22 protein-coding genes, 1 other RNA gene and 1 pseudogene are annotated in these 22646 nt (G+C 56.0%); 13 read left to right on the top strand and 11 right to left on the bottom strand.

Annotated elements, in window-relative coordinates; translation table 11 throughout:
- Nucleotides 1–117 precede the first annotated feature (117 nt).
- Nucleotides 118–456, top strand: coding sequence for a P-II family nitrogen regulator (gene glnK, locus IM271_RS08915; RefSeq protein WP_008503304.1), 339 nt, complete (start codon nt 118–120; stop codon nt 454–456).
- Between the two features lie 35 nt (nt 457–491).
- On the top strand, nt 492–1778 hold the full coding sequence (gene amtB / locus IM271_RS08910; RefSeq protein ID WP_014882787.1) for an ammonium transporter AmtB: 1287 nt from the start codon (nt 492–494) through the stop codon (nt 1776–1778).
- A 94-nt stretch (nt 1779–1872) separates the two neighbouring features.
- On the opposite strand, the gene tesB is transcribed toward amtB, so the two are convergent.
- On the bottom strand, nt 1873–2733 hold the full coding sequence (gene tesB / locus IM271_RS08905; RefSeq protein ID WP_028012172.1) for an acyl-CoA thioesterase II: 861 nt from the start codon (nt 2731–2733) through the stop codon (nt 1873–1875).
- A gap of 203 nt (nt 2734–2936) precedes the next feature.
- Here tesB and IM271_RS08900 point away from each other — a divergent pair, with 203 nt between their 5' ends.
- Entirely contained in the window at nt 2937–3464 is a 528-nt protein-coding gene (locus tag IM271_RS08900; protein WP_028012173.1) for a YbaY family lipoprotein, read from the top strand.
- Between the two features lie 33 nt (nt 3465–3497).
- Here the strand turns inward: IM271_RS08900 and IM271_RS08895 are convergent.
- A pseudogene (locus tag IM271_RS08895) lies at nt 3498–3894 on the bottom strand (MGMT family protein).
- 84 nt (nt 3895–3978) lie between these two features.
- On the opposite strand from IM271_RS08895, the gene ffs reads away from it, so the two are divergent.
- The 3 genes from ffs to IM271_RS08880 all read left to right on the top strand — a co-directional run bounded on the left by ffs (nt 3979) and on the right by IM271_RS08880 (nt 4797).
- Nucleotides 3979–4075: signal recognition particle sRNA small type (gene ffs / locus IM271_RS08890), an RNA gene on the top strand.
- 258 nt (nt 4076–4333) lie between these two features.
- Nucleotides 4334–4585, top strand: a complete 252-nt coding sequence (locus IM271_RS08885; RefSeq protein ID WP_192986299.1) for a hypothetical protein — start codon at nt 4334–4336, stop codon at nt 4583–4585.
- Nucleotides 4582–4797 carry a hypothetical protein gene (locus IM271_RS08880; RefSeq protein ID WP_028012176.1) on the top strand — a complete coding sequence of 72 codons (216 nt, stop codon included), beginning with the start codon at nt 4582–4584 and terminating at the stop codon, nt 4795–4797. The genes IM271_RS08885 and IM271_RS08880 overlap by 4 nt, the downstream gene beginning before the upstream one ends.
- An 80-nt stretch (nt 4798–4877) precedes the next feature.
- On the opposite strand, the gene IM271_RS08875 is transcribed toward IM271_RS08880, so the two are convergent.
- Nucleotides 4878–6299, bottom strand: a complete 1422-nt coding sequence (locus IM271_RS08875; protein ID WP_193052467.1) for a PLP-dependent aminotransferase family protein — start codon at nt 6297–6299, stop codon at nt 4878–4880.
- An 86-nt stretch (nt 6300–6385) separates the two neighbouring features.
- Here IM271_RS08875 and IM271_RS08870 point away from each other — a divergent pair, with 86 nt between their 5' ends.
- The 3 genes from IM271_RS08870 to IM271_RS08860 all read left to right on the top strand — a co-directional run bounded on the left by IM271_RS08870 (nt 6386) and on the right by IM271_RS08860 (nt 11339).
- Complete coding sequence (locus IM271_RS08870) at nt 6386–6997, top strand: YitT family protein (RefSeq protein WP_028012178.1); 612 nt, start codon at nt 6386–6388, stop codon at nt 6995–6997.
- Nucleotides 6998–7073: 76 nt separating this feature from the next.
- Nucleotides 7074–8144 carry a LacI family DNA-binding transcriptional regulator gene (locus IM271_RS08865; RefSeq protein WP_193052466.1) on the top strand — a complete coding sequence of 357 codons (1071 nt, stop codon included), beginning with the start codon at nt 7074–7076 and terminating at the stop codon, nt 8142–8144.
- Nucleotides 8145–8246: 102 nt separating this feature from the next.
- Nucleotides 8247–11339 carry a beta-galactosidase gene (locus tag IM271_RS08860; RefSeq protein WP_193052465.1) on the top strand — a complete coding sequence of 1031 codons (3093 nt, stop codon included), beginning with the start codon at nt 8247–8249 and terminating at the stop codon, nt 11337–11339.
- Between the two features lie 33 nt (nt 11340–11372).
- Here the strand turns inward: IM271_RS08860 and IM271_RS08855 are convergent, their stop codons facing one another.
- On the bottom strand, nt 11373–12197 hold the full coding sequence (locus IM271_RS08855; protein ID WP_193052464.1) for a nickel/cobalt efflux protein RcnA: 825 nt from the start codon (nt 12195–12197) through the stop codon (nt 11373–11375).
- Between the two features lie 133 nt (nt 12198–12330).
- On the opposite strand from IM271_RS08855, the gene IM271_RS08850 reads away from it, so the two are divergent.
- Nucleotides 12331–12603, top strand: coding sequence for a metal/formaldehyde-sensitive transcriptional repressor (locus IM271_RS08850; RefSeq protein ID WP_028012182.1), 273 nt, complete (start codon nt 12331–12333; stop codon nt 12601–12603).
- Here IM271_RS08850 and IM271_RS08845 read toward each other — a convergent pair.
- On the bottom strand, nt 12596–14161 hold the full coding sequence (locus IM271_RS08845) for an EAL domain-containing protein (RefSeq protein WP_193052463.1): 1566 nt from the start codon (nt 14159–14161) through the stop codon (nt 12596–12598). The genes IM271_RS08850 and IM271_RS08845 overlap by 8 nt on opposite strands.
- A gap of 218 nt (nt 14162–14379) precedes the next feature.
- On the opposite strand from IM271_RS08845, the gene IM271_RS08840 reads away from it, so the two are divergent.
- Nucleotides 14380–14640 carry a type B 50S ribosomal protein L31 gene (locus tag IM271_RS08840; RefSeq protein WP_006176933.1) on the top strand — a complete coding sequence of 87 codons (261 nt, stop codon included), beginning with the start codon at nt 14380–14382 and terminating at the stop codon, nt 14638–14640.
- A gap of 2 nt (nt 14641–14642) precedes the next feature.
- Complete coding sequence (gene ykgO / locus IM271_RS08835) at nt 14643–14783, top strand: type B 50S ribosomal protein L36 (protein ID WP_003859006.1); 141 nt, start codon at nt 14643–14645, stop codon at nt 14781–14783.
- Here the strand turns inward: ykgO and IM271_RS08830 are convergent.
- Nucleotides 14780–15490, bottom strand: a complete 711-nt coding sequence (locus IM271_RS08830; RefSeq protein ID WP_048999068.1) for a GNAT family N-acetyltransferase — start codon at nt 15488–15490, stop codon at nt 14780–14782. The genes ykgO and IM271_RS08830 overlap by 4 nt on opposite strands.
- Nucleotides 15491–15591: 101 nt before the next feature.
- On the opposite strand from IM271_RS08830, the gene IM271_RS08825 reads away from it, so the two are divergent.
- Nucleotides 15592–17052, top strand: a complete 1461-nt coding sequence (locus IM271_RS08825) for a PLP-dependent aminotransferase family protein (RefSeq protein ID WP_193052462.1) — start codon at nt 15592–15594, stop codon at nt 17050–17052.
- Here the strand turns inward: IM271_RS08825 and IM271_RS08820 are convergent.
- The 5 genes from IM271_RS08820 to acrB all read right to left on the bottom strand — a co-directional run bounded on the left by IM271_RS08820 (nt 17024) and on the right by acrB (nt 22646).
- Nucleotides 17024–17491: a YlaC family protein gene (locus IM271_RS08820; RefSeq protein WP_028012186.1), complete on the bottom strand. Its 468-nt coding sequence runs from the start codon at nt 17489–17491 to the stop codon at nt 17024–17026. The genes IM271_RS08825 and IM271_RS08820 overlap by 29 nt on opposite strands.
- Nucleotides 17492–17607: 116 nt before the next feature.
- Nucleotides 17608–18159, bottom strand: coding sequence for a maltose O-acetyltransferase (gene maa / locus IM271_RS08815; protein ID WP_193052461.1), 552 nt, complete (start codon nt 18157–18159; stop codon nt 17608–17610).
- A gap of 209 nt (nt 18160–18368) precedes the next feature.
- On the bottom strand, nt 18369–18587 hold the full coding sequence (locus IM271_RS08810) for an HHA domain-containing protein (protein WP_008499287.1): 219 nt from the start codon (nt 18585–18587) through the stop codon (nt 18369–18371).
- Between the two features lie 27 nt (nt 18588–18614).
- Nucleotides 18615–18989, bottom strand: coding sequence for an Hha toxicity modulator TomB (tomB, locus tag IM271_RS08805; protein ID WP_028012188.1), 375 nt, complete (start codon nt 18987–18989; stop codon nt 18615–18617).
- A gap of 510 nt (nt 18990–19499) precedes the next feature.
- Complete coding sequence (gene acrB / locus IM271_RS08800; protein ID WP_193052460.1) at nt 19500–22646, bottom strand: multidrug efflux RND transporter permease subunit AcrB; 3147 nt, start codon at nt 22644–22646, stop codon at nt 19500–19502.

Genomic DNA, 22646 nt, shown 5'->3' with positions numbered 1-22646 from the left:
AAGACGGCATAACGCTCGTCGCACCGCTTTTCTCCCTCCATTTCATTTCTGGCACACCCCTTGCAATACCTTCTGCGTGAGCTGCGGCCATTACCGAATTCTGACTGGAGGGGATCTATGAAGCTGGTTACGGTGGTAATCAAACCATTCAAACTGGAAGACGTGCGTGAAGCATTGTCCTCAATGGGTATTCAGGGACTGACTGTCACCGAAGTGAAAGGCTTTGGTCGTCAGAAGGGTCATGCCGAGCTTTATCGCGGGGCGGAATACAGCGTTAACTTTCTGCCAAAAGTAAAAATTGATGTCGCGATTGCTGACGATCAGCTTGATGAAGTGATTGATGTGATTAGCAAAGCGGCCTACACCGGCAAAATTGGCGACGGCAAAATTTTCGTTGCCGAACTGCAGCGCGTCATTCGCATTCGTACCGGCGAATCTGACGAAGCGGCACTGTAAATAACGCCTGGCACACAGTGATAGGGATCGAGAAAATGAAGATAGCAACACTTAAAACGGGTCTGGGTTCGCTGGCACTGCTGCCGGGCCTGGCGCTGGCTGCTCCTGCCGTGGCAGACAAAGCCGATAACGCCTTTATGATGATCAGCACCGCGCTGGTGCTGTTCATGTCTATCCCGGGCATTGCGCTGTTCTACGGCGGCCTGATCCGCGGCAAAAACGTTCTCTCCATGCTGACGCAGGTTGCCGTGACGTTCGCGCTGGTCTGCGTGCTGTGGGTGGTTTACGGTTACTCGCTGGCCTTCGGTACCGGCAACGCCTTCTTTGGTAACTTCGACTGGGTAATGCTGAAAAATATTGAGCTGACCGCGCTGATGGGCAGCTTCTACCAGTACATCCACGTCGCGTTCCAGGGCTCGTTCGCCTGCATTACCGTCGGGCTGATTGTGGGCGCGCTGGCGGAGCGCATCCGTTTCTCTGCCGTTCTGATCTTCGTGGTGGTCTGGCTGACCCTCTCCTATGTGCCGATTGCGCACATGGTCTGGGGCGGTGGTCTGCTGGCAACGCACGGCGCGCTGGACTTTGCGGGCGGTACCGTTGTACATATCAACGCCGCGGTAGCGGGTCTGGTGGGCGCATACCTGATTGGCAAACGCGTGGGCTTCGGTAAAGAGGCGTTCAAACCGCATAACCTGCCGATGGTATTTACCGGTACGGCTATCCTCTACTTTGGCTGGTTCGGCTTCAACGCCGGCTCCGCAAGTGCCGCGAACGAAATCGCCGCGCTGGCCTTCGTGAACACCGTTGTGGCGACGGCGGGTGCAATTCTCTCCTGGGTATTCGGCGAGTGGGCGGTACGCGGTAAACCTTCCCTGCTGGGTGCCTGTTCAGGGGCGATTGCCGGTCTGGTCGGTATCACCCCGGCGTGTGGCTATGTGGGTGTCGGTGGTGCGCTGCTGGTGGGACTGGTCGCGGGCCTGGCAGGTCTGTGGGGCGTCACCGCACTGAAACGCGTGCTGCGCGTGGATGACCCTTGCGATGTGTTCGGCGTCCACGGCGTGTGCGGCATCGTCGGCTGTATCATGACCGGCATCTTCGCCGCGAAATCACTGGGTGGCGTGGGCTACGCAGAAGGTGTCACCATGGTTCATCAGGTGCTGGTGCAGCTGGAAAGTATCGCTATCACCGTGGTGTGGTCTGCCGTTGTCGCCTTCATTGGCTATAAGCTGGCGGATATGACCGTTGGGCTGCGCGTACCGGAAGAGCAGGAGCGCGAAGGTCTGGACGTCAACAGCCACGGCGAGAATGCGTATAACGCCTAATAAAAAGCAAAACGGCAACTTCGGTTGCCGTTTTTAATATTTATTCCCTCTCCCATGGGAGAGGGGCAGGGTGAGGGCATCAGGCCGCACACCATCACCCGCGATTACGCATTACCCCTTCCTGCACCGTAGAAGCGACCAGCACGCCGTCCTGGGTATAAAACTCTCCACGCACAAACCCGCGAGCGCTCGACGCTGACGTACTCTCCACGCTGTAAAGCAGCCACTCATTCATATTGAACGGACGGTGGAACCACATGGAGTGATCGATGGTTGCGACCTGCATCCCTTTTTCAAGGAAACCAACGCCGTGCGGCTGTAGCGCAACCGGCAGAAAGTTAAAGTCTGACGCGTAGCCCAGCAGATACTGATGCACGCGGAAATCTTCCGGCACGGTGCCATTGGCGCGGATCCAGACCTGACGCTTCGGCTCGGCGGTGTGGCCTTTCATGGGGTTGTGGAACTCAACCGGGCGGATCTCCAGCGGTTTATCGCAGAGAAACTTCTCTTTGACCTGCGGCGGAAGCAGATGCGCCAGCGCGCGGGCGATATCGGTCTCTGATTTGAGTTCGTCCGGCGACGGTGCTGGCGGCATCACTTTCTGATGTTCATACCCCGGTTCCGGCGCCTGGAAAGAGGCGGTCATATAAAAGATTGGCTTACCGTTCTGAACGGCCGCCACGCGGCGTGCGCTGAAGCTGTTGCCGTCTCTCAGGACTTCAACGTCATACACGATCGGTTTTGCGCTGTCGCCAGGGCGTAAGAAATAGCTGTGGAATGAGTGCACCAGGCGGTCTGCAGGGACGGTCTCCTTTGCAGCGTAGAGCGCTTGTCCAACGACCTGGCCGCCGAAAACCTGACGTAAGCCGAGGTCTTCGCTCTGCCCGCGATAGAGTCCTTCCTCAATTTTTTCCAGATTCAGTAATGTCAGCAGATTGTTCAGTGCCTGACTCATAATTATCCTCAATAAACGCCGTAGCGAAAGATAGGCAGAGTATAACGCAGAAATGAAAGTGGTCCGATGGGTAGAATAATCTGAATGTCGGCACGTTTTTAGGCATTAATCGGTGATCTGTGCCACACTTAAAAACGTTATGTGATTGAAACGACATCGGATGGGATCGATCCCGCTGGTGCATTGATGATAAGGAGACTTCAATGAAACTCGTGCCCATGCTAAGTGGTGTAGCTATTGCGGTGGCGTTGTCCGCCTGTGCCGGTAAGAGCGCCCAGGTGCCGGTACCAGCTGCAGATCCGAACGGGATTAATACCCTTTCACAGCAATCCATTCAGCAGCCTAACGTTTCCGGTACAATCTGGATTAAACAGAGAGTCGCTTTGCCGCCGGATGCGGTACTAACGGTCACGCTGTCTGATGCTTCCCTGGCGGACGCGCCGTCGAAGGTGCTGGCTCAGCGCGCGGTCCGTACTGAAGGTAAGCAGGCTCCGTTTAGCTTCGTGTTGCCGTATAACCCGTCAGACGTGCAGCCGAATGCCCGTATTCTGCTGAGCGCAGCGGTAACCATCAACGGCAAGCTGGTCTTTATCACCGATACGGTCCAGGAAGCGATTAACCACGGTGGAACCAAAATCGACCTGAATCTGGTGCCGGTGCAGCAAACCGAAGTCCCGGTTGCTCCACAGACCAATCAGCCGTCCCTGCCAACCCCACCGACCCAGATGTAACTGTTGCTCTTACCCTCTCCTTCGGGGGAGGGTTTAGTACACCCAGCGGTATTTCTGCAAATCTATCTGTCCTGCGCCCGACACCTGCACACCCTCTGAAAGCAACGCCTGACGCTGACGCTGGAGATCCGGCCCGGTCAGCGAGATAGCGCCATGACGGTTCACTACCCGATGCCAGGGCAACGTACTGCCTTCCGGCAGCCGTTTCAGGACGCCGCCGACCTGTCGCGCCGCGCGCGGAGAGCCTGCCAGCCTTGCCACATCACCATAGGTGGTGACATAGCCTTCCGGAATCGAGGCCACGATTTGCCATACGCGCTGGGGAAAGGAGTCGTTTTCGTCCATACCTTCACCTGTGGGGATGTTTGGACCGTCATGGTAAACGAAGATCGTCCTGATTGCTGCGCCTGTTTGCGCAAGAAACCAGCATCCGGTTCCTGGTCGCTTGCAATTGGCTCTTCGCACAGGGATAATGCGCCAGCGCGTTGGTTATCAACGCTCTCAATGGGGGCTCTGTTGGTTCTCCCGCAACGCTACTCTGTTCACCAGGTCAGGTCCGGAAGGAAGCAGCCAGGGCAGACGACGTGGGTGCCGGGATGTAGCTGGCAGGGCCCCCACCCATTTGTGGCCTCATCCATCTTTCCTGTTTCCATCTCTTTTTAGCCTTTATTCCACAATAATATAATGCCTATACCGTGTAATATATATTTCATCGCTCTGAAATATTACTGTCATAAACCTGTAATAATAGACTGGCATTTTATAATTGGACGTCTATTTTCGTCAAAATTCAAAAAAATATAGATCTGGATAACAGTGATAACTTCGTGTATTAAATAAAGTACTTATTCCGAAGGGAAGTGACAAACATGGCTACTGCAGTTTTAAATGTTAAAATTGACGAAGCGCTAAAAGAAAGACTCCGCCACTATGCGGAAGTAAATAACGAAAATTTAAGCGTGACCACAGAGAAACTGCTGCTGCTGGCGTTTGAAGCAGTAGAAGAGGCGGGAGTATCGGAAGAGGATATTGATAATCAGCATACGGAAGAAGAGAATGTTTCTCCTTTTACTCCTAAAGAAATCAAGGCTCTACGTAAACTTCTGAAGAAGAGAAAATGAAACAACAACTGTCAACTGCCAGTGACTACAACGAGGCCTGCGCTCTGTTGCGTTCAGGCTACGTGAAGCATGTACGTCTTGGCTGGAATGTTGGAAGCGATGAGTTCTTTCGTATTGCGTCTGACTGGTGTGATACCGGTGCAAAAATAAAGAAAGACGGTGATAATTTCGTTATTTCCCTGAAAGGTTTCCCCATTCCTCCTCAGCACTAAATCCTGACCAGTGAAAACTGCTGACTGCATATATTACAGTCAGCAGTTTTTATTTTATGATCCAGTTCAAAATTTTAATATTAAACCAGGCGGCGTTTTACTGCTGGCGTATTTGAATTTAGCGCGAGCCATAACGGTTTAATCCGCAGCAATGCCGCTTCCAGCTCCGCTGGCTCCAGCGAAAAGGGCATACGTAAAAAGCGGTCAAACGCCCCCGATAAGCCAAACCGCGTCCCGGTTCCCAGGTTAATCCCGATGATTTCTGCCCGTGCGGCAAGCTGTGTCGCCAGCATGCCAGGAAGTTCGATCCAGTAAGAGAGCCCACCCTCCGCCTCATGAAACGTCCACTCCGGGAAATGTTCTCGCAGCAGGTTACTGCAGCGATCGCGCCGTTCCGCCAGCATCTTGCGGCGAGCGGGCAGAAAACGCTCGCTGTTGTCGATAAGCCACAGCGTCGCCAGCTGCTCAAGCAGCGGCGAGCCTAAATCCAGCGTATCGCGCGTCTGGGCGAGCGTGGCGATAGTCCGCGAGGAGGCGCGGATCCAGCCGAGACGCAGCCCGCCCCAGAAGCTTTTTCCGGCAGAGCCTAGCGTAATCACGCTGGCCTGCGGGTTAAACGATGCCAGCGGTGGCGGCGGTGGCGAATCAAACCAGAGATCGACCATCGTTTCATCCACGACCAGCGCCGTGCGGGTCTGGGCTGCTATATCAGCGATTGCCTGACGGGTGGCGATATCCATGCATCGACCGGTTGGGTTGTGAAAATCTGGCATCAGGTAGGCCAGGCGCGGCGCGGTCTGGGCAAGCGTAGCCGCAAAGCCATCCGTATCCCAGCCCGTTTCCGGTAACGACACTCCTACTGGCCGACACTGTGCTCCCTGAATAGCGGCAATCGCCAGCGGATAGGTGGGGTGATCGACCACGACGCGATCCCCCGGTCCGGCCATCATCCGCAGCACCAGCGCGAACCCGCTGACGGCACCGTTGACCACCATCACCTCGTCTGCACGGGTGGGAAGACCTCGCGCGGTATAGCGCGCAGCGATGGCCTCCCGTAGCGACGGCAGCCCAAGCTGCTCGTAGCCCGTCAGCGATAGGTGTTGAGTAATAGCCGTAAGTGCATGGGTGTAAGCCTGGTGGATCTCCGGCCCTGCGCTGAGGGCGGCAGTGGAAAGATCCAGGGCGACGCTCGCTGCGGAAAGGGTGGGAACGGCGCGTGCATCCGGGAGGATGACGCGCGACCCGCTGCCGTGGCGGCTTTCAAGATAACCCTCTTCACGCAGGTGGGCGAGGGCGCTGCTGACGGTGGTTCGGCTGACGTTCAGCGCCGTCGCCAGCTCACGCTCACCCGGCAGGCGCGTATGCAGCGCTAGCCGGCCATCAAGGATTAATAAGCGCAGCGCGTCGGCCAGCTGGCGCCAGAGCGGAGTGCGGGATGAAGTTTGCTGCCAGTGCCCTATAAGGCGTACCAAAGACTGGCTTCCGAAGCGGCGTGATGACATAAGCAGTCCACTATTTAAAAACTGGACATTAATCTTAGTGCCATTTTAGGTCAGGATGAAAGTCGGGTTCACTGGAGAAGATAAAAATGGTACGTCGTCTGCTACAACTTTATGTCGGTTTAGGGCTGTATGGGCTTTCCACCGCGATGTTTATTCGTGCGGATCTGGGGGTCGATCCATGGGATGTGTTTCACCTTGGCGTAGGAATACAGCTGGGGATGAGCATCGGGACGGTGATCATTTTGACCGGGGCTGCGGTGCTCTTACTGTGGATCCCACTGCGTCAGATGCCCGGTCTTGGCACGATCAGCAACGTGATTTGTATCGGTCTGGCGGCGGACGCCAGCATGGCGCTTATCCCCGAACTGAGTTCGTTATCCGTGCGCATCGCTTTCCTGGTGTCGGGCATCGTGATGAACGCGATCGCCACCAGCATGTACATCGGGGCCGGTTTCGGGCCTGGTCCGCGCGACGGCCTGATGACCGGCATTCACGCCCGGCTGGGGTGGTCCATTCGCAGCGTGCGTACCTCCATCGAAGTGTCCGTCCTGCTGATTGGGTGCGTGCTGGGTGGCTCGTTTGGGGTGGGAACCGTGGCGTATGCTCTGACCATTGGCCCGCTTATTCAGCTCTGTTTGCCCTGGTTCCGCCAGAAGCCGCGCGGTGAAAAAATGACGCAGCCGGAGCGGGTTGTTTAATTTGCGAAGCGCTCACATGTTTTAACGGCGTCGCTGTGCCAGAATAGACGCTTCGAAAATCGCGATGCCAGAACGCATGAAAGCAATCACTCTTTATGATGTCGCCCTCCTTGCGGGGGTTTCTTATCAGACCGTTTCCCGCGTGATTAACGACGCGGAGCACGTCTCTGCCCGCACGCGGGAAAAGGTGCAGCAGGCAATGGCGGAGCTGCATTACATTCCCAACCTGCGGGCGCAGCAGCTGGCGGGGAAACGCACCCGTACGCTGGGGCTCATCACCACCGATCTGGCGCTGCACGCGCCTTCGCAAATTGTCTCGGCGGTAAAATCTCGAGCTGCAGGGCAGGGGGCGAGCGTCCTGATTTCCATGGTGGAGCAGCCGCAGCAGTGTCAGGCGGCGCTTCAGGCGCTGCTGGCGCAGCGGGTAGACGCGCTGCTGGTAAATGTGCCGCTTGACGATCCGCACGCCGAAGCGCTCAGGTCGCTGGCGACGCCCGTCCCGGTGCTGTTCCTCGACGTGTCACCTTCAGCGCAGGTAAATAGCCTCGTGTTTAACGCCGAAGAGGGGGCACGGCTGGGCGTTGAGCATCTGCTTTCGCTGGGGCATCAGCATATTGCCCTGCTGAGCGGGCCGGAAAGCTCGGTCTCTGCGCGCGCGCGTCTGGCGGGATGGAAAGCGACGCTGGCGCAGGCGGGTCTTGACGTGGCTGCGGTGGCCTACGGCGACTGGAGCGCGGCCAGCGGCTATGAGAAGGGACATGTGCTGCTCTCGGGGGCGGTACTGCCGGATGCCATTCTGGTGGCGAACGATCAGATGGCGCTTGGGGTAATGCGCGCCTGTGCCGAAAAAGGGATAGCTGTTCCTGGCCAGATATCGGTGGTCGGGTTTGACGATACGGCCGACAGCGCCTGGTTTTCTCCGCCGCTGACGACCATTCGTCAGGCGTTTCGCGAGGCGGGCGAGCGCAGCGTAGAGTGGCTTCTGTCCCCCAGCGGGGGGGAGGAATGCTGGCAGGTTCAGCTGCCGGTAACGCTGGTGACCCGCCATTCCAGCGCGCGCCGTACCCCGCAGCAGGCCGAACGCGAGGATCTGGCGCAGCAGCTCAGAAGCCTGGCCCTCCTTGCCGGGCAGCTTGCCCGCAAATAAAACTTTGTGATCGGACTCGCTACCCCGCGATTGCGTGCTTTACCGTCGCCGGGTGCCAGGGCATGTTAACCAAAATTGTGAGCGCTTCGCAAAGAGGTTAATATGCCCAACACTTTATCGCTGACTCTCAGCGCCATTCTGGCCCGACGGGACTGGGAAAACCCGGGTGTCACCCAGTGGAACCGTCTGAAGGCACATGCGCCGTTACACAGCTGGCGTCTTGAACAGCCTGCCCTGGATGATGCTGCATCCGCCAGCAGACGCTCCCTCAATGGGGTGTGGCGATTTAACTACTTTCCTGCACCTGAGCAAATCCCGGAGGCGTGGGTAACCGAAGATTGTGCAGACGCCGTTGCGATGCCCGTGCCGTCGAACTGGCAGATGCAGGGGTTTGACACGCCCATCTACACCAACGTCACCTATCCTATCCCCGTTAATCCGCCTTTTGTGCCGCAGGAAAACCCAACCGGCTGTTACTCGCTCACATTTGATGTGGATGACGCGTGGCTTCAGAGCGGGCAGACCCGCATCATCTTTGACGGCGTGAACTCTGCGTTTCATCTGTGGTGCAACGGGCGGTGGATGGGCTATTCCCAGGACAGCAGGCTGCCTGCCGAATTCGATCTCTCGACGGTCCTGCGGCCCGGTGAGAACCGCCTGGCGGTCATGGTGTTGCGCTGGTGCGACGGCAGCTATCTGGAAGATCAGGACATGTGGCGCATGAGCGGTATTTTCCGCGATGTGACGCTACTGCATAAACCCGAAACGCAGATTGCCGATTATCGCGTGGTGACGGACCTGAATGCGGAGCTGGACCGCGCGGTGCTTAAGGCAGATGTCGCGCTGGCAGGGGCGGGCTTTGCAGACTGCGAGGTGGTCTTTACCCTGTGGCGCAAGGGTGAAAAATGCGCCAGCGTTTCCCGGCGTCCGGGGTCTGCCGTTGTGGACGAGCGCGGCAGCTGGGACGAACGCTTAACGGTGGCGATCCCCATTGACCGTCCCGCGCTCTGGAGTGCTGAAACGCCGGAACTGTATCGCCTGACGATGGCGCTTCTCAGTCCGCAGGGCGAGGTGCTGGAGGTTGAGGCGTGCGATGTGGGCTTCCGCCGCGTTGACATCAGCAACGGCCTGCTGAAGCTTAACGGTAAGCCGCTGCTGATCCGCGGGGTTAACCGTCACGAGCATCACCCGGAAAACGGTCAGGTGATGGACGAGGCGACCATGCGTCGCGACATCGAAATCATGAAGCAGCATAACTTCAACGCCGTTCGTTGCTCGCACTACCCGAACCATCCGCTGTGGTACCGGTTTTGCGATCGCTACGGGCTGTACGTCGTTGACGAAGCCAATATTGAAACCCACGGCATGGTGCCGATGAGCCGCCTCGCTGACGATCCGCGCTGGCTGCCCGCCATGAGCGAGCGCGTAACCCGCATGGTGCAGCGCGATCGCAATCATCCCTCAATTATCATCTGGTCGCTGGGTAACGAGTCCGGCCACGGCGCGAATCATGATGCGCTGTACCGCTGGCTGAAAACCACCGATCCCACGCGCCCGGTGCAGTACGAAGGCGGCGGGGCGAATACGGCGGCGACCGATATTGTTTGTCCGATGTACGCCCGGGTCGATTGGGATCAGCCTTTCCCGGCGGTGCCTAAATGGTCAATTAAAAAATGGATCGGTATGCCCGACGAAACGCGTCCGCTGATCCTCTGTGAATACGCCCACGCGATGGGAAATAGCTTCGGCGGGTTTGCGAAATACTGGCAGGCGTTTCGCAGCCATCCTCGCCTGCAGGGTGGGTTTGTCTGGGACTGGGTCGATCAGGCACTGACGAAGAAAGACGAAAAGGGCAACGCGTTCTGGGCCTACGGCGGGGATTTTGGCGATACGCCGAACGATCGCCAGTTCTGCCTCAATGGCCTGGTCTTCCCCGATCGCACGCCGCACCCGGCGCTGTACGAGGCGCAGCGCGCCCAGCAGTTCTTTACCTTTACGCTGGTCAGTACCTCTCCGCTGGTGATTGAGGTGCAAAGCGACTACCTGTTCCGCCCTACCGATAACGAAGTGCTGAGCTGGACGGTTGCCCGGGATGGGAAGGTACTGGCTTCGGGCGAGGTGACGCTGGCGATAGCCCCTGAAGGCGTTCAGCGTCTGGAGATCGCTCTGCCGGAATTGAAAGCCGAGCCGGGGGAAGTCTGGCTGAATGTTGAAGTGCGCCAGCCGCGGGCAACGCCGTGGTCACCGGCAGGCCATCGCTGCGCGTGGGAGCAGTGGCCGCTTCCCGCTCCACTCTTTATTGCACCGCCAGCCTCTACGGGCGAGCCGCCAGTTTTAACGCAAAACGATCGCATCCTGGAGGTCACGCATCGTCAACAGCGATGGCAGTTCGATCGCGCATCCGGAAACCTGACTCAATGGTGGCGAAATGGCGTTGAAACGCTGCTTTCACCCGTGACGGATAACGTCAGCCGCGCGCCGCTGGACAACGACATTGGGGTGAGCGAAGCGACGCGCATCGATCCAAACGCGTGGGTTGAACGCTGGAAAGCGGCGGGCATGTACGATCTCACCTCGCGCATGCTGCACTGTGAGGCAGAGCAGCATGCGCGTGAGGTGGTGGTTACCACGCTTAATGTCCTGGAGCATCGCGGCAGGGCGCTGTTCCTGAGCCGTAAAATCTGGCGGGTGGACGAGCAGGGTGTTCTGCATGGCGACATTCAGGTCGATATTGCGTCTGATATCCCGGAGCCCGCGCGCATTGGCCTGAGCGTTCATCTCGCTGAAACGCCAGAAAAGGTTGACTGGCTGGGGCTGGGTCCGCATGAAAACTACCCGGACAGAAAGCTGGCGGCGCAGCAGGGGCGCTGGACACTGCCCCTGGCAGACATGCACACGCCGTATATCTTCCCGACGGAAAATGGTTTGCGCTGCGATACCCGCAAACTTGTGCTGGGTGCGCATCAGCTGAATGGCGCGTTCCATTTCTCAGTGGGCCGCTATAGCCAGCAGCAGCTGCGTGAGACAACCCATCATCATCTGCTGCGGGAAGAGCCGGGGTGCTGGCTCAACCTCGATGCGTTTCATATGGGGGTGGGCGGCGATGACTCCTGGAGCCCCAGCGTTTCGCCGGAATTTATCCTGCAGACGCGCCAGCTTCGTTATACCTTTAGCTGGCAGCAGACTCTTACCTGAGCTGAGAGGCGGCCACCGGGCGTGGCCGCCTGCTTACGCCAGAATGCCGCTCAGGCCATGCAGGCTCATGTAAATCCCTACCACGATAATCAGCGCGGCGGAGATCCACGGCGCTTTGCGGGAAAGTTCGCTAAATCCGGGCCAGCGTTTTGTCGCGTGCTTAAGGCTTAAGGCGGCAATCGCGCCGGAAGCGACCAGCGTTAATGCCAGACCGATGCTGAAGCTGAAAACCAGCGTCGCGCCGAGCGCAAAATGCTTCAGCTGCAGGCAGATCAGCAGAACGGTGATGGACGCTGGGCAAGGGATAAGCCCGCCGGTCAGGCCAAACATCGCGATCTGTCCTGTCGTCACGTTTTGTCCGTTGAAACGCCGGTTGATATCCTGCGCGTGCGCGCGCTGGTGGGCGTCCTGCCACTCCTCTTCAACCAGCGGGTGTTCATGGTGATGATCATGGTGGTGGTCATGATCATGGTCATGGTCATGATGGTGGTGGCAATCGTGATGATGATCGTGTGGCCGGCTCTCTTTCCAGGTTCGCCACGCCATCCACAGGGCGATTGCAACGATCAACACCCCGGAGATCAGCTGGAACCAGGGTTCAGACGTATGTGCGTCCCAGCCGCGGCCAAACCATAGTCCTGCCATGGCAATGATCCAGACTACCGCCGTATGGGAAAGCGTAGCCGCCAGACCGAGCAACACCGCCTGCTTCAGCGTGCCGCGGATAGCCACGATAAAGGCAGCCATCATTGTTTTTGAGTGGCCCGGCTCCAGGCCATGCAGCGCACCGAGCAGGATAGCGCTGGGAACAAACAGCCAGGCATTACCCTGCTGCAGGAGTGAAGCAAAATCGTTCATTGAAATTTCCAGTATGGAAAGCGTGCGCAAATAGTACTCCCCCCCAGTAGGTTAATACTACCCCCCAGTAGAAAAATACTCAGGGGGAGTAGAGCGTGATATGCTTTAAAAGCCAAAAATGAGGGAGACAGAGATGTCACATACCGTTCGCGATAAGAAGATGTTATTGACTCGCCTGAAGAAAATTCAGGGGCAGAGCACCGCGCTGGAGAAAATGCTCAACAGCGATCACGAATGTGCTGAAGTGCTGCAGCAGCTGGCAGCGATCCGTGGCGCGGTCAATGGCATGATGATGCAGGTGATTGAAGGGCATCTTACCGATCATGTCGTGAAAGAGCCCGAAGAGGCGCAGCGTGAAGCCGATCTTGGCGTCGTGCTGCAGGTGATCAAATCCTATCTTAAGTAGAGCGCGTGGCGAGGTTGTTCTCTGCCCAAAGGATAAATTCCGTCTTGGGCAGCGCCTTACTGTAGAACCACCCCTGCCCATACTGCACGCCGTGGCGGTGCAGCCAGGTAAGCTGCCCTTCGGTCTCCACGCCTTCCGCCACCATTGCCAGCTGCAGCGACTTCGCCATTTCGATAATGTGCGGCGTTACGTTTTTGTACTCCAGTGCATCCACGAACGATTTGTCAATTTTTAGCGTGTCGACATCGAGATGCTGCAGATAGCTGAGGCTGGAATAGCCCGTGCCAAAATCATCAATGTAGACAGGGTGACCCGAACGGCGAAACGCGGCGATAGCCGGCGCGCTGATTTTGGGGTCGGCAAAGCCACGCTCGGTTAACTCAAGGGCGATTTGTCGGGGATGAATCTGCCACTTATTCAGGAGTTGACTCAGTAAAGGCGGCAGATTACCGGAGGTCAAATCGGCCGGGGCGAGGTTGATGGAGATATGCTGATCGGGGTGGAGCCGCAGCCAGTGGCCCATATCTTCAAACACTTTTTCCATAACTAACTGCGTCAGTTGCGAGATAAGGCCGGTTTGCTCGGCAAGCGGCACAAATATATCAGGCGAGAGACTGCTTCCGTCTGGCTGGGGCCAGCGCGCAAGCGCTTCCGCACCCACAATTTTTCCACTGCACAGCGCCACGATAGGCTGATAGTGAACCACAAAATCGCGGCTGTTAATGGCGTCCAGCAGGCGATTGCGCGGCGACTGGATACGTCGCAGGAGCCGCAGGACAAACAGTGCCGCCAGCAGGCTTATCAGGACGCCAAACGGCAGCCAGAAAAGCAGCTGTCGGTGCCAGCTTTCAGCCAGGGGGGTGAGCGATGCCCACGTGACGACAGTAAATCCAAGCTCAGGTACCGGCTTCATCACGTACATGGAGCCCTTGTACTGAACGCTGGAGACGCCTCGATCGTTGATCCGGTCGCGGATATGCGGATCAAGCGTGTTACTGCTGGCGAAAATAAGATGCGTTGCGCTTCCCACCAGAGCGGCATCAATGGCAATCGCCCCGAAAGGGATCACATCCACAAGCGAGGCAGGATCGACCAGAACAAGGTAATGGCCCTTCCCGAGCACGGCCATATAGCGGTGAAAGCCAAGATCGTTCTGTGCGGTAAGCCACGCGCTGTAGCCATCTTCGGTGATACGCATGGGGGGAGGATAAGCGGCGGATTTACTGGCCTGCTCAAGCGAAGAGCAGAGGGGTTTGAGGTTGTCGATATAGATCACCTCCTGGATATAGCGCCACGAGAACGCGACCCGACGTATTTCCCTCAAATGCAGCGGACTACAGGGAACGCCCTTAAATCCCTGCAGGTGATTTAACGCTTCTTTAGCCTGATCCACGACCCTGTCGGTGCGCATCAGCACCCGAGAAGCATAGCTATCCAGCGCATCAACAAATTTCTCTTCTGCCTGGCGATGGGCAAGCCAGATGCTGAGGCAAATGGGAACCAGCACGGAAAAGATAAGTACGCCAGTCACCAGACTGACCAGATGTCGGGTTTTCATGCTGTCGTTTCCTTTCTCATATGCCCGAATCCGGACGCTGAGTTTCCTGCCTGAAGAGAAAGATTTTACCGCGAAATGAAATAGTTATAGCACGTGGGGGCAGGGTTTTCATGTTATCTAAAGCAAATTAGAAAATATCCTCAGGAGAGAGAGGGTTGTTTTTTCAACCTTGCCTGGATATTATTTGTTATGTTATAACAAAACACAAAGGATTTATGATGAAACCAAACATCCATCCAGCGTATCGCACCGTGGTATTCCACGACACCAGTGCCAATGAATACTTTAAAGTGGGTTCAACCATTAAAACCGACCGCGAAATTGAACTCGACGGTGAAACGTATCCGTACATCACTATCGAGGTTTCTTCAAAATCGCATCCGTTTTATACCGGTAAGCAAAAAACGTTTTCCACGGATGGCAGCGCAGCGCGCTTCCGCAAGCGTTTTGGCGGTTTTCTTAATGCGAAGCGGGGCTAACCATGCAGGTGCTTAACTCATTGCGCAGCGCAAAACAGCGTCACCCGGATTGCCAGATAGTCAAACGCAAGGGACGCTTATACGTGATTTGCAAATCCAATCCGCGCTTTAAGGCGGTGCAGGGACGTAAAAAAAGACGCTAGACGCGCGTTTCTCGCCAGCTTTCCAGGGATCTTTTCTGTTTGCCATCGGCAGTAAAATTGTCGGTGGCAAGCCAGCCTTCAAAGGCGCTCGCCAGCGCCGGCCACTCTTTGTCGAGAATCGAAAACCAGTCGGTATCCCGGTTACGGCCTTTTATGACCAGCGCCTGGCGAAAACGGCCTTCAAACTGAAAGCCCAGACGCAGTGCCGCTTTGCGTGATGGTTCGTTCAGGCTGTTGCACTTCCATTCATATCGCCGGTAGCCCAGGGTATCGAACGCGTACCGCATCAGCAGATATTGCGCTTCTGTTGACATGGGCGTGCGGCTTAACAGCACGGAGAAGTGAACGTGTCCCACTTCCACAACGCCGTTTTTAGGATCGATCCGCATCAGGGCCAGCGTCCCGACCGGGGCCTGGGTCTGATTATCTATAACGGTAAAGTGCATCGGGTCAGATAACTCACACACGCTTGCCACCCATTCGGTAAACTCAGCGGCCGTGGCATCGGGTTCACGCAGTAGCCACGTCCAGCTCCGGGTGTCTCCGGCCAGAGCATAGGCGGAGAACAGCGCCCCGGCATGCTCCACGCGCAGCGGTTCAAGCCGACAATAATGCCCCTGCAGTACCACCCGGGACGGATGAGGGCGAGGCTGCCAGTCGATAAGGGCTTCGCCCACAGGTTGTCCAAACTCATTGAATGTCTTCATCTTTATTTCCGTGACGTTGAGAAGAGTTCCAGATTAGAAAATTACTGGTTCCTTAAAAAGAACCACTCGGCTATGTTTTGGTGGTACCACAAGGAGATGAGATGAACATACCGGGCGATGAACTTTATACATTGCTCCATGCTGCGCTTAAAACGCGTGGGGAAGAGACGCTCCAGCGCGCGCTCTATCTCGCTTTGCGGGAGGCCATACTGGGCGGAAGGCTTCGGTCCGGCAGCCAGCTGTCCGGTTCGCGAACGCTGGCGCAGCAGCTTTCCGTTTCACGGAACACCGTCAATGCGGCGCTGGACCAGCTCACGCTCGAAGGCTATTTGCTGCGTAACCGTCAGGGGACGCGGGTGGCGCAATTCGCCCATCGTGCCAGCCCGCGGGTTCTGACCGATCCTGAGGTCAGTCTGGCAAAACGTGTCGTCCAGCTGCCTGCGCCTGTGCCGCGCGACACCCCGGTGATGGCCTTTACGCCGGGAACGCCCGCCATCAACTATTTCCCCTTGCCGCTGTGGCGGCGATTGTACGATCGCGTCCTGCGGGAGGAGGGGAGCGCTCTGCTGGGCTATGGCGAACCGGCCGGTGAGCCGTCGCTGCGGGCAGCCATCGCCCGTCACCTTGCGATTTCTCGCGGCATTGACTGCGACGCCAGCCAGATTGTGATAACCGAAGGGGCGCTGGAGGGCGTCAATCTGTGCACGATGCTGTTAAGCGAGCCGGGGGATGTCGCCTGGGTGGAAAATCCCGGCTACAGCGGGGCCAAAAGCGCCTTCGTCAAAACCGGCCTTGCGATGATCGGCATACCGGTGGATGACGAGGGAATGTGCTGGGAAGGGCTGCATGCGCCTTCACCTGCGCTCATTTTCACTTCGCCGTCGCATCAGTTTCCTTACGGGAGCGTGCTCAGCGCGCGGCGGCGTCTGGCGCTGCTGGAACTGGCCCGCCAGCACAAGGCCTGGATCATTGAGGACGATTACGACAGCGAGTTCCGCTATGTCGGCGAGCCCGTACCGGCGATGCTGGGCATGGTCAACAACGCGCCCGTTGTGTATCTGGGGACGTTCAGTAAAACGCTGTTTCCGTCGCTCCGAATGGGGTTCATGGTGTTACCGCCAGCGCTGGCGAAAGCGGCGCGTCCGGCCATCGGCTCGCTGCTGCGCGGCGGGCATCGCGCAGAACAGCGCACCCTGGCGCTGTTTATCGAGGAGGGGCACTATGCCCGTCATCTTGCCGCCATGCGTCGCCTGTATCGTAAGCGTTACCGCCAGCTGCGGGAGGTGCTGAGCGCAGAGCTTTATACTCCGCACCGTGTTCTTGCCGGTGAAGGGGGAATGCACCTGGCATTGGCGATTGACGGTATCGACGACCAGCGGCTGGTGGAGAAAGCGAGGGCATTTCAGCTGGCACCCGCTGCGCTGAGCGGCTATTACCTGGAGACGAAGCAGGGGCAAACCGGCCTGGTTTTAGGTTACGGCAACACCTCTGCTTCGCAGTTTGCGCCGGGTATCCGACGCCTGCAGGCGTTAATTACGCAGCAGCAGGGCGGGAAAGGGTAAAAACATCATAAAAAGAGAGCTGGCCTTTCGTTGCGACCATTTTCTGCAGCTTCTCTTTGTGCACGGTTTCGACAGCCGGAGAGTGCAGGATGCTGTCGATAAGCTCATTTGGCACAAAACGCGTGTTGTACCATTCGCCGTTGTAGCAGACCCGGAAATCGAGGACGTCGATATCTTCGTAACGGTAGCGGGGATTCACGTCGAAAAAGAAAAAGGCGTTAAACACGACAAACAGCACCACCAGCAGCCAGACGGAGTCCACCAGCGTTTCGGACTTCAGCATGACAATCAGCGTCGCCAGCCAGGCGGCATACATGGCAACAAACAGCCCGGGGTGTTTGCGGATAAAGCTAATGCTAAAGCGCGGGCGATTGTCTCGCTTTTCGCGGTGGTTAAGATCGTCGATGGTAGCGGTAAGCAGGCGCTGTATCTCGGTCATTTTTGGCCTTTTGAGAGTTGACAATACAGGGTATCTGCCAATTTTAGGGGAGCCATCAGGCTGAAAAAAGTAACAGTCGGGCGCTAAAAGACCATAACAGTTGGCTCCCCGGATCGTTACAGCGTTTTGATGATTTTCGCCGGGTTGCCGCCCACGACGACGTTAGCCGGCACGTCTTTCGTCACGACGGCACCGGAAGCCACAACCACATTATCCCCGATGGTGACGCCTGGGTTAATGACCGCACGTCCACCAATCCAGACATTATTGCCAATGGTGACGGGCTTACCAAACTCCACTCCGCTGTTACGTTCTTGCGCATCCAGCGGATGGCTGGCCGTATAAATATGAACGCCCGGCGCGAGCATGCAGTTGTCGCCAATATGTACAGGGCAGACATCCAGCATTACGCAATCGAAGTTGGCGTAAAAGTCTTTGCCCAGATAAATGTTATATCCATAGTCACAGCGGAAGCTCGGCTCAATATACGCCCCTTCGCTTTGTCCCAGCAGTTCCGCCAGAATGTTCTGGCGTTCTGTTTTTTCGTCAGGCGCGGTGTGGTTATAGCGGTGAAGCAGATGGCGCGCCCGAAGCCGGTCGGCGCGTAACGTCTCATCACCAGGGCGGTAATGTTCACCTGAAATCATCTTCTGTTTTTCTATGCTCATCGGAAACCTCTCTGGATGTTATTCCTGAAGGGTAATCGCAACAGGCGTTAAGGGGAACGTTCCCGGAAGGCCGATGTGACCACAGTCACAACATTGTTGCTGATGAGCGCGTTTAACACGGAGACCTGGCTTTCGCGCAGGGAGCATAACGGGACAGGTGAATACAGCTTATAACGTGGCGTAGAACCTCTACAGACACACTTCAAAGATTAACGGACAAATTTCCATACAGAAGTAGGGATTTTGTCATACAGCTTATTCATCGTTAGCTCTGCAAGGCGATGGTCAGCGGCTGAATAAAATACCGCCAGTTCATTATCAGAAAGCTCGTATTTATTCTTTTCAATGACGCGTTCAAGGGTGTCAATTGACTGACAACGTCGTAAGCGCATCAAATAATCGATTTTTGTGAGTGGTTTATCAGACATAAATTCACCTTAGTAATTGTAATAATTTTAACAGGAAAGACTAACCGGGTTAGCTCTGCTCACGTTGACGAAACAGCGGAATAGCCGGTTTCCCGATTTACGCCATTTTTGCAAATCCTGAGTGTTAATGCCGTAACTGCTGAACAACATAAAGGTGTCGTCCAGGTATTCATCAATTTGCTCAATGAGCTTATTATCTTCATTGTACTTAATTTTATAATTAAGTGCGAAGGTAGCGATATGCTCTATCAGCTCATTCAACTGTAAATTGATGGCAGACGTTGGGTCATTTACCCAGCCATGGTTGCTTTCATCAAGATTGGCAAGGCAGTCATGGTACAAGGATTCGCAGAGAAATTTCAACTGCGCGATATCATGCCTTTTTGGCGAGTACTCGTCCATAGCGCATCCCCTTCTGAGTGATTTCTTACTCACCGAACATCATTGTCGGGATGGATACATCTGACTTAGCTACATGAGCGCTGTGTTCCTGATAACCTAACTATAAGCCACTCCTTCCTGGATTTCACCGCGCTATTACGAAAAATTACAAATAAAACCGCAGGCTGCGAGCGTCTACGCAAATGTTCATCCGAAACTGAACTTTTTTATGAGGATTAACGATAGTTTTTTCGCTTCCTTACGTTTCATTGGCTTAGCTTACAGCCATAAGAAAAAGTTCACATCCGGAGTTCCGTTTGTCTTAACTTTTAATTAGGAATATTCCTAACAACTTAAGCAGGGAAATAGATTTAAAAAAATCCTGAGTTCACCTATTAAGTTATCAGTTAAATATGATATGTCTGTTTAAGATGGCAGAAAATAAATAGGACCTCAATAAGCTTATTTTATGATTTTTTCTGAAAATGAAAAAGGCCGCAAATGCGGCCTTTTTATTATATGAAACCGGTATCAGTGAGGTTCTACCGAATGACTGTGCTCAACATCTTCATTCTTCCGGCTGAAGCGGCGGCGCACCACCACGAAGAACACCGGGACGAAGAAGATAGCCAGTACGGTCGCGGTGATCATACCGCCCATTACACCTGTACCGACCGCGTTCTGCGCACCGGAGCCTGCACCGGAGCTAATAACCAGCGGCATTACGCCGAGGATGAACGCCAGAGAGGTCATCAGGATTGGACGCAGACGCATACGCACCGCTTCCAGCGTCGCCTCAATAAGGCCTTTACCCTCTTTCTCCATCAGATCTTTGGCGAATTCAACGATAAGTATCGCGTTCTTCGCCGACAAGCCAATGGTTGTCAGCAGGCCTACCTGGAAGTACACGTCGTTGGTCAATCCACGGAACGTTGCCGCAAGCAGCGCACCAATAACCCCGAGTGGAACCACCAGCATAACGGAGAACGGAATTGACCAGCTCTCGTACAGCGCCGCCAGACACAGGAAGACCACAATCAGTGAAATGGCGTACAGGGCAGGGGCCTGGTTACCGGACAGACGTTCCTGATAGGACATACCAGTCCAGTCATAGCCGATACCCGCAGGCAGTTTGCTAGCCAGCTCTTCCATCAGGTTCATGGCTTCACCGGTGCTTCGGCCCGGTGCGGCCTGGCCCAGGATTTCCATCGACGGCAGACCGTTGTAACGTTCCAGACGCGGAGAGCCGTATTCCCAGTGTGACGTTGAGAAGGATGAGAACGGCACCATCTGACCGTTGCTGCCGCGAACGTACCAGTTGTTAAGATCGTTCGGCAACATACGGTACTGCGCTTCGGACATGACGTACACTTTCTTCACGCGACCACGGTCGATGAAGTCGTTGACGTAGCTACCGCCCCATGCCGCGCCCAGCGTGGTATTGATGTCGCTGATGGACACGCCCAGCGCCTGCGCTTTTTCCTGATCGATGTTGATCTTATACTGCGGCGTATCTTCCAGTCCGTTTGGACGTACGCCGACCAGCAGGTCAGGGTGTTTAGCCACTTCGCCGAACAGCTGGTTACGCGCCTGCGTCAGTTTCTCGTGACCCAGACCGCCCTGGTCGATCAGCTGGAAGTCGAAGCCGGTCGCCGTACCCAGTTCAACAATCGCTGGCAGGTTAAAGGCGAAGACCATCGCATCTTTAATCTGCGAGAAGGTGCCCATGGCACGGCCCGTGATCGCTTCAACTTTATTCTCATCGCCCGGACGATCCGCCCAGTCTTTCAGAGAAACGAAGGCGATACCGGTGTTTTGACCACGACCCGCAAAGCCAAAGCCGTTAACCGCAAACACGGATTCAACGTTCGCTTTCTCTTTGGTGAGATAGTAGTCCGTCACTTCGTCCAACACCTTCTGGGTACGCTCTTGCGACGCACCCGCCGGAAGCTGCGCCATCGTCAGGAACACGCCCTGGTCTTCATCTGGCAGGAACGAGCTTGGCAGACGAACGAACAGGAACGCCATCCCCACTACGATGATGATATAGAGCAGCAGATAACGACCAGTGCTGCGCAGGATATTGCCCACGCTGTCGGTGTAGTGGTGCGTGCTCTTATCAAACATGCGGTTAAACCAGCCGAAGAACCCTTTATGCTCGCCGTGACCGCCTTTCTGAACCGGCTTCAGCATGGTGGCACACAGCGCTGGCGTCAGAATTAACGCTACCAGTACCGACAGCGCCATCGCGGAGACGATGGTAATGGAGAACTGGCGGTAAATCGCACCCGTAGAGCCCCCGAAGAAGGCCATCGGGATAAATACCGCGGACAGCACCATCGCAATACCGACCAGCGCGCCCTGGATCTGGCCCATAGATTTACGGGTGGCTTCCTTCGGCGGTAAACCTTCTTCCGCCATCACGCGCTCGACGTTCTCTACCACCACGATGGCGTCATCCACCAGCAGGCCGATGGCGAGCACCATCCCGAACATCGTCAGGGTGTTTATCGAGAACCCAAAGGCTGCAAGGATGGCAAAGGTCCCCAGCAGAACGACCGGCACGGCGATGGTTGGGATCAGCGTCGCGCGGAAGTTTTGCAGGAACAGATACATCACCAGGAACACCAGGATGATCGCTTCTACCAGCGTTTTAACCACTTCGTGAATCGAAATTTTAACGAACGGCGTAGTGTCATACGGATAAACGATTTTCAGGCCTGACGGGAAGAACGGTTCCATCTTCTTCAGTTCTGCACGGATCGCCGTCGCGGTGTCCAGGGCGTTCGCGCCCGTCGCCAGTTTGATACCCAGACCGGACGCCGGTTTACCGTTAAACTTCGCGATGATGTCGTAGTTCTCACCACCCAGCTCAACCCTGGCCACGTCGCGCAGACGAACCTGCGAACCGTCCTGGTTCACCTTCAGCAGAATTTTGCTGAACTCATCGGCGGAGGTCAGACGGGTTTGCGCGATAATGGACGCGTTAAGCTGCTGGCCTTTCACCGGCGGCGTACCGCCTAACTGACCGGCTGCCACCTGGGCGTTCTGCGCTTTAATCGCGTTAATCACGTCAACCGGCGTCAGCTGGAAGTTGTTCAGTTTGTTCGGATCCATCCAGATACGCATCGCGTACTGGGAACCGAACAGCTGAACGTCACCCACACCGGACGTACGGCTGATGGCGTCCTTCATGTTGGCGCCCACGTAGTCGGAAATATCCTCCTGCGTCATGGTGCCGTTGGTGTTAATAACGCCGACAACCATCAGGAAGCTGCTGGACGATTTCTCGACGCTCACACCCTGCTGTTGCACTTCCTGCGGCAGAAGAGGCATTGCCAGCTGCAGTTTGTTCTGCACCTGAACCTGCGCAATGTCCGCATCCGTACCGGATTCAAAGGTCAGGGTGATCTGAACCGTACCGGTGGAGTCACTGTTTGAGGACATGTACATCAGGTTATCGATACCGTTCATGTTCTGTTCGATAACCTGAGTCACGGTATCCTGCACCGTTTTCGCATCAGCCCCCGGGTAGGTTGCGGAGATCGTTACCGCCGGTGGCGCAATCGTTGGATATTGCGCAACAGGCAGCTTCAGGATCGCAAGTCCCCCGGCCAGCATGATGATAATGGCGATCACCCACGCAAATATGGGGCGATCGATAAAGAAATTAGGCAT

It is taken from the genome of Enterobacter cloacae complex sp. I3, assembly GCF_014896175.1.
Taxonomy (GTDB): domain Bacteria; phylum Pseudomonadota; class Gammaproteobacteria; order Enterobacterales; family Enterobacteriaceae; genus Enterobacter; species Enterobacter bugandensis.
Note: the sequence above shows the minus strand (reverse complement) of the source record. Positions and strands in the feature narration are given on the sequence as shown.

What these genes read in the sequence shown, in the direction of transcription:
- IM271_RS08820 (WP_028012186.1), bottom strand. Translation starts at nt 17,491, where the DNA reads ATGACCGAGATACAGCGCCTGCTTACCGCTACCATCGACGATCTTAAC.
- IM271_RS08850 (WP_028012182.1), top strand. Translation starts at nt 12,331, where the DNA reads ATGTCACATACCGTTCGCGATAAGAAGATGTTATTGACTCGCCTGAAG.
- ykgO (WP_003859006.1), top strand. Translation starts at nt 14,643, where the DNA reads ATGCAGGTGCTTAACTCATTGCGCAGCGCAAAACAGCGTCACCCGGAT.
- IM271_RS08875 (WP_193052467.1), bottom strand. Translation starts at nt 6,299, where the DNA reads ATGTCATCACGCCGCTTCGGAAGCCAGTCTTTGGTACGCCTTATAGGG.
- IM271_RS08845 (WP_193052463.1), bottom strand. Translation starts at nt 14,161, where the DNA reads ATGAAAACCCGACATCTGGTCAGTCTGGTGACTGGCGTACTTATCTTT.
- IM271_RS08830 (WP_048999068.1), bottom strand. Translation starts at nt 15,490, where the DNA reads ATGAAGACATTCAATGAGTTTGGACAACCTGTGGGCGAAGCCCTTATC.
- IM271_RS08840 (WP_006176933.1), top strand. Translation starts at nt 14,380, where the DNA reads ATGAAACCAAACATCCATCCAGCGTATCGCACCGTGGTATTCCACGAC.
- maa (WP_193052461.1), bottom strand. Translation starts at nt 18,159, where the DNA reads ATGAGCATAGAAAAACAGAAGATGATTTCAGGTGAACATTACCGCCCT.
- amtB (WP_014882787.1), top strand. Translation starts at nt 492, where the DNA reads ATGAAGATAGCAACACTTAAAACGGGTCTGGGTTCGCTGGCACTGCTG.
- acrB (WP_193052460.1), bottom strand. Translation starts at nt 22,646, where the DNA reads ATGCCTAATTTCTTTATCGATCGCCCCATATTTGCGTGGGTGATCGCC.
- glnK (WP_008503304.1), top strand. Translation starts at nt 118, where the DNA reads ATGAAGCTGGTTACGGTGGTAATCAAACCATTCAAACTGGAAGACGTG.
- IM271_RS08870 (WP_028012178.1), top strand. Translation starts at nt 6,386, where the DNA reads ATGGTACGTCGTCTGCTACAACTTTATGTCGGTTTAGGGCTGTATGGG.
- IM271_RS08865 (WP_193052466.1), top strand. Translation starts at nt 7,074, where the DNA reads ATGAAAGCAATCACTCTTTATGATGTCGCCCTCCTTGCGGGGGTTTCT.
- tomB (WP_028012188.1), bottom strand. Translation starts at nt 18,989, where the DNA reads ATGGACGAGTACTCGCCAAAAAGGCATGATATCGCGCAGTTGAAATTT.
- IM271_RS08860 (WP_193052465.1), top strand. Translation starts at nt 8,247, where the DNA reads ATGCCCAACACTTTATCGCTGACTCTCAGCGCCATTCTGGCCCGACGG.
- IM271_RS08885 (WP_192986299.1), top strand. Translation starts at nt 4,334, where the DNA reads ATGGCTACTGCAGTTTTAAATGTTAAAATTGACGAAGCGCTAAAAGAA.
- IM271_RS08900 (WP_028012173.1), top strand. Translation starts at nt 2,937, where the DNA reads ATGAAACTCGTGCCCATGCTAAGTGGTGTAGCTATTGCGGTGGCGTTG.
- tesB (WP_028012172.1), bottom strand. Translation starts at nt 2,733, where the DNA reads ATGAGTCAGGCACTGAACAATCTGCTGACATTACTGAATCTGGAAAAA.
- IM271_RS08855 (WP_193052464.1), bottom strand. Translation starts at nt 12,197, where the DNA reads ATGAACGATTTTGCTTCACTCCTGCAGCAGGGTAATGCCTGGCTGTTT.
- IM271_RS08825 (WP_193052462.1), top strand. Translation starts at nt 15,592, where the DNA reads ATGAACATACCGGGCGATGAACTTTATACATTGCTCCATGCTGCGCTT.
- IM271_RS08880 (WP_028012176.1), top strand. Translation starts at nt 4,582, where the DNA reads ATGAAACAACAACTGTCAACTGCCAGTGACTACAACGAGGCCTGCGCT.
- IM271_RS08810 (WP_008499287.1), bottom strand. Translation starts at nt 18,587, where the DNA reads ATGTCTGATAAACCACTCACAAAAATCGATTATTTGATGCGCTTACGA.